Annotated in this window: 9 protein-coding genes; 2 read left to right on the forward strand and 7 right to left on the reverse strand. The window is 74.3% G+C overall.

Annotation, left to right across the window (positions count from 1 at the left end; translation table 11 throughout):
• Window positions 1-11: 11 nt before the first annotated feature.
• The 3 genes from ACZ53K_RS34785 to purD all read right to left on the reverse strand — a co-directional run bounded on the left by ACZ53K_RS34785 (window position 12) and on the right by purD (window position 5602).
• Window positions 12-1490 (reverse strand): N,N-dimethylformamidase beta subunit family domain-containing protein, encoded by a 1479-nt coding sequence (locus tag ACZ53K_RS34785; RefSeq protein ID WP_468844735.1) that lies wholly within the window; start codon window positions 1488-1490, stop codon window positions 12-14.
• Between the two features lie 290 nt (window positions 1491-1780).
• Window positions 1781-3850, reverse strand: coding sequence for a hypothetical protein (locus ACZ53K_RS34790; RefSeq protein WP_468844857.1), 2070 nt, complete (start codon window positions 3848-3850; stop codon window positions 1781-1783).
• Between the two features lie 492 nt (window positions 3851-4342).
• Complete coding sequence (purD, locus tag ACZ53K_RS34795; RefSeq protein ID WP_468844737.1) at window positions 4343-5602, reverse strand: phosphoribosylamine--glycine ligase; 1260 nt, start codon at window positions 5600-5602, stop codon at window positions 4343-4345.
• A gap of 348 nt (window positions 5603-5950) precedes the next feature.
• Between purD and ACZ53K_RS34800 the strand changes: the two genes are divergently transcribed.
• Window positions 5951-6691: an SLATT domain-containing protein gene (locus ACZ53K_RS34800; RefSeq protein WP_468844740.1), complete on the forward strand. Its 741-nt coding sequence runs from the start codon at window positions 5951-5953 to the stop codon at window positions 6689-6691.
• Window positions 6692-6760: 69 nt separating this feature from the next.
• On the opposite strand, the gene ACZ53K_RS34805 is transcribed toward ACZ53K_RS34800, so the two are convergent.
• The 4 genes from ACZ53K_RS34805 to ACZ53K_RS34820 form a co-directional block, all read right to left on the reverse strand.
• Entirely contained in the window at window positions 6761-7411 is a 651-nt protein-coding gene (locus ACZ53K_RS34805) for a hypothetical protein (protein WP_468844742.1), read from the reverse strand.
• A 52-nt stretch (window positions 7412-7463) separates the two neighbouring features.
• Window positions 7464-8141 (reverse strand): GntR family transcriptional regulator, encoded by a 678-nt coding sequence (locus tag ACZ53K_RS34810; protein WP_468844745.1) that lies wholly within the window; start codon window positions 8139-8141, stop codon window positions 7464-7466.
• Window positions 8142-8321: 180 nt separating this feature from the next.
• Window positions 8322-9686, reverse strand: coding sequence for an aminotransferase class III-fold pyridoxal phosphate-dependent enzyme (locus ACZ53K_RS34815; protein ID WP_468844748.1), 1365 nt, complete (start codon window positions 9684-9686; stop codon window positions 8322-8324).
• A gap of 180 nt (window positions 9687-9866) precedes the next feature.
• On the reverse strand, window positions 9867-10385 hold the full coding sequence (locus ACZ53K_RS34820; RefSeq protein WP_468844751.1) for a hypothetical protein: 519 nt from the start codon (window positions 10383-10385) through the stop codon (window positions 9867-9869).
• Between the two features lie 196 nt (window positions 10386-10581).
• Here ACZ53K_RS34820 and ACZ53K_RS34825 point away from each other — a divergent pair, with 196 nt between their 5' ends.
• On the forward strand, window positions 10582-11391 hold the full coding sequence (locus ACZ53K_RS34825; RefSeq protein ID WP_468844753.1) for a response regulator transcription factor: 810 nt from the start codon (window positions 10582-10584) through the stop codon (window positions 11389-11391).

The following is an 11391-nucleotide window of genomic DNA, read 5'->3' on the forward strand; positions in this document are numbered from 1 at the left end:
CTCGCCCCGCGTCAGTCCCGTTTGCAGATGCGGTCAAGCAGGTTGGCCGTGGCGCGCTGGACGCGCTCGTCGACATGGCCGGGGCGGTCCAGGGCCGGTGACCAGGCGAAGGTGCCGGACGCGAAGACCAGGGCGCCGCTGAGGGCGCGGTACAACGATGTCTCCTGGTGGCGGCGCGCGCCCTCGCCGTCCACGTACGGGGAGTGCGCCAGCAGGATGCGGTGGCTGTGCTCGGGCAGCGGCGTGCGGGGGAAGTAGCGGTCGGCCTCGCCGGCCACCAGGCCCGGCAGTTCGTCGCCCTCGTGGGCGCCGGTCGCCTCCCACATCCAGTGGTCGGCGTTGCGGACGACCAGGGGCGCGGGCTCGGGCACCCGGCCCGCGTACTGGATGCCCATCAGCTGCTGCTCCGGGTCGCCGGCCTCGCGCCAGAGGGCGGGGCGGCCGGGGCCCTGCCGTTTGCGGCAGCTGAGCAGGGAGTCCGGGCCGGCCGGCGAGGCGGCCAGTTCGACCTGCCAGTACATGGTGTTGGCGGACAGGAAGACGAGCGAGGTGCCGCTGTCGCGGGCCAGTTCGGCGGTCCGGCGCATGGGCTGGGACCAGTACTCGTCGTGGCCGGGGAAGACCAGGCCGCGGTAGCGGGACGGATCGACCAGCCCGGCGTGCAGGTCGCGGGCGTCGGCGTAGGCGAGGTCGTAGCCGTAGCGCTCGGCCCAGCGGATGAAGTCGTAGGCGTGGCCCACATGCAGCGGCAGGCCGGCGCCCGCGTACGGGCGGTCGAAGGAGACGGTGGTGGCGGCGTCCGGTTCGCCGAGCAGCGAGCCGTCCGCGTCCCAGGCGTGGTAGAGGCTGGCGCCGGTACGACCGTCCTCCGGGTAGAGGTTGTAGGCCTGCCAGGTGATGTCCGGCAGGAGCAGCAGGAGGTCGGCGGGGTGGGCGTCGCGGACCGTGAAGGGGACGTGGCTGCGGTGGCCGTCGGCGGTGGTCAGCACGGCCACGTACGCGCCCAGCTTCCAGTACGCGGGGACCTGGAGGCGCCAGGACAGCCACCAGTGGTGGCAGGAGACCGTACGGTCGGCGGCGAGCGGCGCGGGCTGCACGATGCCGGCCAGCCGGGGGCTGGTGGTGATCTTGGCGGCGCCGGTGCCCGCGTAGTGGCCGATGCGGTAGATGTCGATGCTGAACGGCTGCGGCGGATCGACCGAGACACGGAAGTCGATGGCCTCGCCGGGGGCGACCGCGCCGGTGCTCACGAAGCCCTTGATCTGCTGCCGTACGTCGTCGGCCGTCCGGGGCCCCGCGCTGGAGCGGGGTGAGGGCAGGCGCTTCTCGCCGGGGGCCACCGCCGGGTCGACGTACCAGGGGACCACCTGACCGGAGTCGAAGTAGTTCTCACTGCCGCGCAGCCAGGGCAGCGGGCCCTGTCCGAACGGGTCCGTGACCGCGTGTGCAAGCGCTCCCGACTCCCAGCGCCGGATCTGCTCCGTCCCCACTTCGTACTCCCCTCCCTGCGTCCCCCCGCCGACTGAGCAGGCCGCCGCGGCACTCAGATTTCGTGCTCGATTGAACGACTGGGGCCGACCCCAGCACATCACATTACGCACTTGCTCCGTCACCCTTCGTCGTGAATTCGCGAGGGTTCAGGCCATGAACGACGAACTGGAGGGGAACATTCAGCCCGGTCGTGCGGGTGATGCGGAGCGGGTGCCGACAGCAGGCGCACTCGGCTCCTTCATGCCCCCGAACGCGCCCCCGTACGCTCCCTGCGCGCCCTTGGCGCCCCTCATACGAGCCGTACCGGCTTCTCGGGCCGCACCCCGACCTCGTCGAGCCACTCGCCCAGCGGCCCGGCGTCGCCGTCGTCGACGAGCCGGAGCACGGGGTGGCCCAGATCCGAACGGCGCGCGCCGTCGACCAGCAGCACCGGCCCGTCGAGCCAGTCCAGGCCGGGGGCGGCTCCGGCGGTGTCCACGGCGGCGCAGCACACCATCGCGGTCACATGGTCGGCGAGCAGCTCACGGCCCGTGCGCGGGGGCTGCATCGGGAACAGCGGGAGCCCGTCGGCGAGCCCGTCGCCCCAGGACACGCCGGGCACACCGGGCACGCCGGCGTCCGGGCCGTCGGCCGCGGGCGCGCGGGCCGCCTGGCGCTCCGCCTCCGCGCGCTCCTCGCGCGCCAGCTCGGCGCCGAGCCGGGCGGCGACGAGGTCACCCGCGCCCTCGTCGGCCGTCAGCCGCTCGATGACCCGTACCAGCGTCGGCCCCGAACTCTCCGGGCTGGGATCGACGAACCGCGCGGAGGGCTGCGGCTGGGGCTGCGGATGCGGCTCCGGCGGCGGTGGGGACTGGGGCTGCGATTGGGACTGGGGCTGCGATTGCGGCCCCGGCTCCGGCTCCGGCCGGGACTCCGGCTCCGTCTCCCGCTGGTCAGCCGCCGGGACCTCCGGTGCCGGGGACTCCGGAGCCGGGGACTCCGGAGCCGGGAGCTCCGGTGTCGGGCACTCCGTCGCCGGGGACTCCGGAGCCGGGGACTGCGGTGTCGGATGGGGTATGCGGCACCCGGACCGGGTGGTCCGCTCCGGCGCCGCCGTCTGGGGGCGCGGCGGCCGGTCGCCGTCGCCCGGGGCGGGCGGTATGGCGTCCAGGACCCGGTGCAGTCGGGCCGCCTCCTGACGCCATTTACGGTCCACGACCTCCTCCGGATACTGCTGCCAGCCGACCGGGGACCAGTCGGGTCCCGGCTCGGCCGGGCCGCCGTGGAACAGGCGGGCGGCGAGGAGGGAGGCGGCGCGGTCCACGGCGCCGGGCTCCTCCAGGAGGTCGCACGCCGGGCGCTCGCCCAGGCGGGAGGTGAAACCTTCTGCCAGGCGGTCGCGGCGGGACAGTTCGGTGAGCGCGGAGACCACCCCGGCGTCCAGCCGGGAGGGCCAGCGGCCCATCCGCCAGGCGGGCAGCGCGACCCGGGTCAGCAGCCGGTCCCAGCCCGCGTACGCCAGGCCGACCTGCTCCTGGGCGACGATCCGCAGGCCGTAGTCCACGCTCTGGGCACGCTCGGACGCGGCCGCGGCGACGCACCGCTCCATCTCCAGGGCGTGCTCGCGGCAGGCCCGCAGCAGCAGGCGCGCGACCCAGCCGACGAACGCCGGAGCCGGTGCGGTCAGGGGGCTCTTGGCACGGGCGGATACCGCCACCGCAGCGTCCAGGCCCCGTACGAAGCGGCGGGCCGCGGCTATGTCCGGATTGGCGGAGGGGCCGGTGCCCGCCACGACGGGCGCCAGCAGCGCCCGCAGCTCGGCGACCCGCATCCACCACATGAACGGCGAGCCGATCACCAGGACCGGCGCCTGCACGGCGCGCGTCCCGTCGCGCACGCCCGCGCCCACTCCCCCGCCGCCGCCCGCCGACCGGCTGTGCGCCCGGGCGTGTGCGCGGTGCGTACGGTCCTCCAGCCAGCTGTCGCAGTCGGGCGTCAGGGCTATCGCGGACGGCGCGGGAACCTCCAGGCGATCGGCCAGGTCCCGTACGAGGCGGTACAGGTCGGGCGCCGAGGATTCCGCTATGGGCACCGACGGGCTCAGCGCGGGCCTGGCCCGCACGATCACGGTCGTGACCAGCGCCGCCAGCAGCAGCACGACCAGCGCGAGGCCGGTCACGGCCCAGCGCGCCGTGTCCCAGCCGCTGGAACTCGTGACCGGGTCGGCACGGCCGATGCGGCCGGTGAGGCCACCGACGAGCAGCACCACGGCCACCGCCGCGGGCACCAGGGCCACGCCCAGTGCCGCGCCGCGGATCCGCAGCACCGCGAGCGCGCGGGCGCGCGCCGCCTCTGCTCCTGCTTCCGGACCTGCCACCAGCCTGTACACCCCCTGCTGCCCTGATCAACGGGACGAAGAGAACACGGGACGACAAGAGCGGGGCAACGGTGCCGGGGCCGCGGACGGCTTCCGGCGGCGTTGCTCGCTCTCCACCACTGTGGCACCGGCCACTGACACCGCAATGCCGGTGGGCCACTTGCCGGACGCCGCCGCGGCAGCCGTGCCGCCGGGCGGCACGGGCGCCACACGACGCTTGCGGGGAACCCTAGTTGGGGTGCCCCGCCCCGTCAGCCGGATGGCGGTGCGGTCACTCGATGGAATGGCTTTGGGTAAAGCCGGGAGCCCCATCCCGGCCAAAATCGTCCGGCTCGGCCGCAACGGGGCACAGCGGTCGCGGCGCGGGCCCGGAGGCGGACCGGAACTGCCCCGGCGCAGGTCCGGGGGCAGTTGGATGACAGACCAGCGGCAGACCGCCAGCAGGCCAGGTACGCGCCGGAGCCGTACCGCCCGCCAAGGCCGTACAGCCGTGCCTCAGCTCTCCCCCGCCGCCCGCGCGGCGATGTCCGAACGGTGGTGCGAGCCGTCCAGCGTGATCCGGCCGAGCGCCCGGTAGGCACGCTTCCGGGCCGCGGACAGGTCGGTGCCGGTGGCCGTCACGGACAGCACCCGGCCGCCCGCGCTGACGACCTCGCCGGTGGCGGTGTCCTTCTTCGTGCCCGCGTGCAGGACGTACGCGCCGGGCGCGTCCTGCTCCGCGACCTCGGCCAGTCCGCGGATCGGGTCGCCGGTGCGCGGCGTGCCGGGGTAGTTGTGCGAGGCCACCACGACCGTCACCGCGGCGTCGTCGCTCCAGCGCAGCGGCGGCAGCGCGGCGAGGGTGCCGGTCGCGGCGGCGCGCAGCAGCACGGACAGCGGGGTGCGCAGCCGGGCCAGTACGACCTGGGTCTCCGGGTCGCCGAAGCGCGCGTTGAACTCGATGACGCGTACGCCGCGCGAGGTGATCGCCAGGCCCGCGTACAGCAGTCCGGAGAAGGGGGTGCCGCGGCGGCGCAGTTCGTCGACGGTGGGCTGCAGCACGGTCTGCTGTACCTCGTCGACCAGCTTGGGGTCGGCCCAGGGCAGCGGGCTGTAGGCGCCCATGCCGCCGGTGTTCGGGCCTTCGTCGGCGTCCAGGGCGCGCTTGAAGTCCTGGGCGGGCTGGAGCGGTACGACGGTCTCGCCGTCGGTGACGGCGAACAGGGAGACCTCGGGGCCGTCGAGGAACTCCTCGATGACGACGCGGTCGCAGGCCAGCGCGTGGGCGCGGGCGGCTTCGACGTCCTCGGTGACCACGACGCCCTTGCCGGCCGCCAGTCCGTCGTCCTTGACGACGTACGGGGCGCCGAACGCGTCCAGCGCCGCGTCGATCTCGGCGGGGGTGGTGCACAGGTAGCTGCGGGCGGTGGGCACCCCGGCGGCGGCCATCACGTCCTTGGCGAACGCCTTGGAGCCCTCCAGTTCGGCCGCCCGCGCGGACGGGCCGAAGACCGGGATGCCGCGCTCGCGGACGGCGTCGGCGACACCGGCGACCAGCGGCGCTTCGGGGCCGACGATCACCAGCTCCGCTTCCAGGCGCTGCGCCAGCTCCGCCACGGCCGCACCGTCGACGGCATCGACGGTGTGCAGCTCGGCCACTTCCGCGATGCCGGCGTTGCCGGGGGCGCAGTGCAGCGCGGTGACGTCGGGGTCGAGGGACAGTGAGCGGCACAGGGCGTGTTCGCGGGCGCCGCCGCCGATGACGAGGACCTTCACGTGTGCAGCCTAGTCGCCGCGGGCGCGGGCGCGTTCCGCCCGCCCCCGCGGGCCCCGTGCGGCCGGGCGGGAGACGGGGACGAGGCCGGGCGGGAGGCGGGAACCGAACCGGGTGGGAGACGGGAACCAAAGGGGTTGGAAGCCGTGGAAACCGTACGACGCCGGGCAGTGGCCACTCTTTCGAGTGAGAGCGGGCATGGTCCTATACCTGATTCCGCACCACTTCCGGGCGGAAATAAAGCGATCTTGGGGGCGAGGCCCACCGTTCGGCGGTAGGAAGGTGGGTGCGCACCGGCCGTCTCGTACGTACCGCGCGCATCGCACGTATCTGCATGAGGGAGTGCACGGGTGAGTCAGCCGGAGATGCAGCCCGAGGGACCCCCTCGGGAGGAGCGCGGGCCGGGGGGCGGTCGCGGCGATCTGGGGGGCCGCCCCTTCCCGCTCGGGGACTGGGGCGAGCCGGCTGAGCGCCTCGACGAGCTGTACCACTGGGTCGAGGAGGGGGCCTTGCAGGCCGTCTCCTGGTACCTGCACGACCGGGTGGCCAAGCGGCGCGGGGCGCGGGCGCTGCGCCTGGGGGCGGCCGCCGGCGTGGCGGTGGGCGGTCTGCTGCCGCTGCTCGACCTGACCGGGGCGGCTCCCGGGGGCGCGAAGTGGGGGTATCTGGCGCTGCTGGTGACGGCGGTGTGCATCGGCAGCGACCGGTTCTTCGGGGTGACCGCGGGCTGGATGCGGGACGTGGCGACCGCGCAGGCGGTGCAACGGCGGCTGGCCGTCCTGCAGTTCGACTGGGCCTCGGAGAACGTACGCGAGGTCCTCGGCCCGACGGAGGGCACCGCGGGCGAGGCGGCCGAGCGCTGCCTGGGCGTGCTGCGCCGGTTCAACGAGGACGTCGCCGAGCTGGTGCGGGCCGAGACAGCCGACTGGATGGCCCAGTTCCGCCCGGGGCCGCTGCCGCCGGCCGCGCGGGCCACGGCACAGTGGGGGCAGCGTCCGGAGCCCGGCGGTCCGCAACCTGGCCGGATCACGCTCCCGCCGGGCACCCGCCCCAACATGCCGCGGCAGCGCCCGCCCGAGTCGCCGCGCTGAGGCGTACACCCGCTCGCGCGCGTCGGCAGCACACGCCCCTGCCGCCGGAGGCCCGCCGGACGCCCGCCGTCAGCTGAAGACGATCATCGACCCTTGGCCCAGGCTGCGCGTCGCCGCGGCGTGCAGCCCCAGCCAGACGTGCCGCTCCCGCGCGAACGGACTGTCGTCCAGCGGCAGTCCCTCCACCCGTTCCTCCAGCGTGGTGGGGCGCGAGGGCGCCTGGGGCGCGGCCGGCGGATTGGCCGGATCGATACCGATGGTTGGCGCGACCAGTTCGAGGTCGCGCAGCAGACCGTGCGCGGAACCGAGCGGTCCGCCGCCCTCCAGCAGTTCGTCGGTGGCCAGCGGGTGCGGGAAGTCGACCGGGACGTACGCACCGGCGTGGTCGTAGTGCCAGACCAGGTGCGACTCCTGGGCCGTGGTCTCGAACATCTCCAGCAACTGCTCGTAGTCCCCGCCCAGTTCGTCCACGGGCGTCACTTCGAGCCCGCAGATCCGCAGCAGGTAAGCGCGCCGCAGGAAGTGCAGCGCGTCGTAGTCGAAGCCCGCGACCGGGGCGACGTCCCCGGACAGGCCCGGCATGTAGCTGAAGACGGGGACGGGCGGCAGTCCCGCCTCCGTGAGGGCCTGGTCGTAGGCGGCGATCTCTTCGGAGAAGGGGTTGTCGGGGCTGTGGCACAGCACATCGACAAGGGGGACCAGCCACAGGTCACATGCCACGAGATAAGGCTCGCTTCCGGTCGGGTGGGGGTTTGGTCGGGACAGCGTAGTGCTAGGAGGGGCCCCCGACGAGGGCGAGGGAGTGCTCGTTGTATTCGCGCACCAGCCGCTGCGCCTCGGGCAGGTCGTGCCGGACGACGGCGCTGACGAGGTCCCGGTGGCCGTGCCACAGGCGGCCGCGCAGATCCGGTTCGCGGCGCAGCAGGGGCACGGCGAAGACCCAGCTCTGGACACGCACCCGGTCCAGGAAGTCGCTGATGTACGGGTTCCCCACCAAACTGCCCAGTTCGCGCCAGAAACGCAGGTCATACCCGATCAGTACGTCCAAGTCACCGGCCCGCGCGGCCCGTTCGGCCTCCTCGGCGCGGCGCCTGACCGACATCAGCACCGCGGCGGGCACGGTGCTCAGCTCCCGCTTCGCGCTGGTGCGGAAGATGCCCTCGACGATCAGGGTGCGGGCCTCGACCATGGCCCGGTAATCGGCGGCCGTGAAGGCGTGCACCCGGAAGCCGCGGTGCTGCTCGACGTCGAGGAGGCCCTGGGCGCACAGGTCGAGCAGCGCCTCCCGCACGGGCGTCGCGGACACCCCGTACTGCTCGGCGATCTCCTTGACCGTGAACTGGTCTCCGCAGGGCAGCCGCCCGGCCAGCACCTCGTCGCGCAGCGCGTCGGCGATCTGCTGGCGCAGGGTGTTGCGCCGTATGACTCCGCTGCCTGGGCCGGCGGGCATCGTGTCCGTCTCCTTCGGCGGCCGCGAGGCCCCGGGGGCCCGTGCGACCGCATGGTCCGTAGACCGCGCAAGGAGAGCGGCCCTCGCCCTCACGATAGGCGAGGGGGACGGCCGGGGCGACGGTGGCGCCGGAGCGGCCCGGGGCGGGCGGGGCCGCCGGGCCCCGGCCCGCGCCCGTTCTCAGCGCGTGTGCGTGTGCGCGTCCGCCGCCGACAGCGCCTCGTCCAGGGCGGCCAGGCCCTCCTTGGCCTCGGCCTCGGTGACGGTGCAGGCCGGGACGACGTGCGTACGGTTCATGTTCACGAAGGGCCACAGGCCGCCGCGCTTGCAGGCCGCCGCGAACTCGGCCATCGGGGCGTTGGCCGCGCCCGACGCGTTGTACGGCACCAGCGGCTCGCGGGTCTCCTTGTCCTTGACCAGCTCCAGCGCCCAGAAGACGCCCAGGCCGCGCACCTCGCCGACCGAGGGGTGCCGTTCGGCGAGGGCGCGCAGCTGCGGCCCGATGACCTGCTCGCCGATCTCCGCGGCGTTCTCCACGATCTTCTCCTCGGCCATCGCGTTGATCGTGGCGACGGCGGAGGCGCAGGCCAGCGGGTGTCCCGAGTAGGTCAGACCGCCCGGGTAGGGGCGCTGGTCGAAGGTGGCGGCGATCTCGGCGGAGATGGCGACGCCGCCCAGCGGTACGTAGCCGGAGTTGACGCCCTTGGCGAAGGTCAGCAGGTCCGGGGTGACACCGAAGTGGTCGGCGGCGAACCAGCGGCCCGTACGCCCGAAGCCCGCCATGACCTCGTCGAGGATGAAGACGATGCCGTACCGGTCGCAGATCTCGCGGACGCCGGCCAGGTAGCCGGGCGGGGGCACCATGATCCCGGCGGTGCCGGGGACGGTCTCCAGGATGACCGCGGCGACCGACTGCGGCCCCTCGAAGGCGATCGTCTCCTCCAGGTGCGCGAGGGCGCGCTCGCACTCCTGGGCCTCGCTCTCGGCGTGGAAGGGCGAGCGGTACAGGAACGGGCCCCAGAAGTGCACGACACCGGCCGAGGCGGTGTCGGACGGCCAGCGGCGCGGGTCGCCGGTCAGGTTGATCGCGGCAGCGGTGGCGCCATGGTACGAGCGGTAGGTGGACAGCACCTTGGTCCGGCCGGTGTGCAGCCGGGCCATGCGGACCGCGTTCTCCACGGCCTCCGCGCCGCCGTTGGTGAAGAAGACCTTGTCGAGGTCGCCGGGGGTGCGCTCGGCGACCAGCCGGGCGGCCTCGGAGCGGACGTCCACGGCGAAGCCCGGCGCGAGGGTGCACAGCTTGCCGGCCTGCTCCTGGATCGCGGCGACGACCTTCGGGTGCTGGTGGCCGATGTTGGTGTTGACCAGCTGGGAGGAGAAGTCGAGGTAGCGGTTGCCGTCGTAGTCCCAGAAATACGAGCCCTCGGCGCCGGCCACCGGCAGCGGGTCGATCAGCCCCTGTGCGGACCAGGAGTGGAAGACGTGCGCGCGGTCGGCGGCCTTGACCGCCGCGCCTGCTGCCGGGTCGGGTTGCGTCGTGGTCACGGTCACTACCTCGGATCGCTCGGGCCCGCCAAGGGCACGGTACGGCGGACGCCCTCAGCCTAGGGACCGGCCCGGGGCGCGAGGTACCGACACTGTGTATGGCGCTGCTCACGGGCGCGGACAGTCTGTCGGTGGGGCTGTAGGAAGCTCCAGGGCGCCGCTGCCTCAGGGCGGGACGACTCAGTCGTCATCGTCGTCCGGGGCCGGTGCGGCCTGGGGGTGTCCGTCCGCCGCGCAGCGGAGCGTGTACGCGTGGTCGTCGCCGGAGTGGTCGTCGAGCGGCTCGAACTCGATCGCGGCGGTGGCGGCCGGCCCGCGCCGTACGTCGTCCGCGCGGTAGCCGGTGGCCGGGCTCCAGACCGTCAGGTAGACGCGGCCGTCCGTACCGCACCCGGCGGTGACGCTGCCGCCGGACAGGCGGATCGTTCCGCCGCCCGCGGGGTGGCCGGAGGGGGAAGGGGACGGGGAGGCGGAGGGGGTGCCCGACGGAGACGCGGCCGGGCCGGATGACGTCCCCGGCTCCGGTGAGGCGGCGCGGGCCGCCGCCAGCTTGTCCCGTACGCCGCCGTCGTCCAGCGGGACCGCCTGCGCATTACGGCCGCCGGTGTCGGCACTCGCCAGCGACCAGGCCCCGAGGCCACCCGCCGCGGCCACCGCGCACACCCAGGCCGCCGTCGCCGCCACACTGCGCCACGCCATCACGCCGTCCTGCCTCCCGCTCCTCTGCCGACCTGCCGTACGACTCGTGGCCCGTACGGCCCGCGCCACCGTCCAGGCCACCCTCCCGCACCCTTTCCTAACGTCCGGTTAAGGCGCAGCCAAACCTCCCGCCCCGCCCCGCCGTTCCCTCCGGCCGTCTCCCTCGGCGGTGGCACGCCTGGTTACGGTGACGGGCATGTCCCACCTCCTCGTCGTCGAGGACGACCCCCAGCTGCGCGGCGCGCTGCTGCGCGCGTTGCGCGACCGCGGCCATGCCGTGGCCACCGCCGCGACCGGCATGTCCGGCCTGGACACCGCCGTGACGGACCGCCCTGACCTGGTCGTCCTGGACCTCGGGCTGCCGGATGTGGACGGCGTGCAGGTGCTGCGGATGCTACGGGCCGTCAGCGATGTACCGGTGATCGTCGCCACCGCGCGGGACGAGGAGCCGGACATGGTGGCCGTCCTCGGCGACGGTGCCGACGATTACCTCGTCAAGCCCTTCGGTGCTGCTCAGTTGGACGCCCGTATCAAGGCGGTGCTGCGCCGCCTCGGCACCGCCGAACCGGAGCCCGCGCTGCGGGCCGGCGGCCTGCGCGTGGACGTAGCCGCGCGCGAAGTGTCCCTGGACGGCGCGCCGCTGGACCTGACGCCGCGGGAGTTCGACCTGCTGGCCTACCTGGCGCGCCGCGCGGGCCAGGTGATTTCCCGGCGGGAGCTGCTGGCTGAGGTGTGGCAGCAGCCGCTGGGCGGCGCGGACAAGACGGTGGACGTCCATCTGTCGTGGCTGCGGCGGAAGCTGGGCGAGACGGCGCAGCGGCCGCGCTATCTGCACACGGTCCGTACGGTGGGGGTCAAGCTGGTGGCGCCGGAGGCGGCTGGGACACCGGAGACGGTGGAGGCGGCGGGGGCACCGGAGGCGGCGGACAGGCCGGCCCCGGCGGGCGCCCCCGGCCCCGACCCCGTACCCGGAAGCCACGGCCCCACCCCGCGCCCCGAGCCGTAA

The organism is Streptomyces sp. NPDC033221 (assembly GCF_055577005.1).

Coding starts and splice junctions, on each gene's coding strand:
- ACZ53K_RS34825 (WP_468844753.1), top strand. CDS start 10,582: ATGTCCCACCTCCTCGTCGTCGAGGACGACCCCCAGCTGCGCGGCGCG.
- ACZ53K_RS34820 (WP_468844751.1), bottom strand. CDS start 10,385: ATGGCGTGGCGCAGTGTGGCGGCGACGGCGGCCTGGGTGTGCGCGGTG.
- ACZ53K_RS34810 (WP_468844745.1), bottom strand. CDS start 8,141: ATGCCCGCCGGCCCAGGCAGCGGAGTCATACGGCGCAACACCCTGCGC.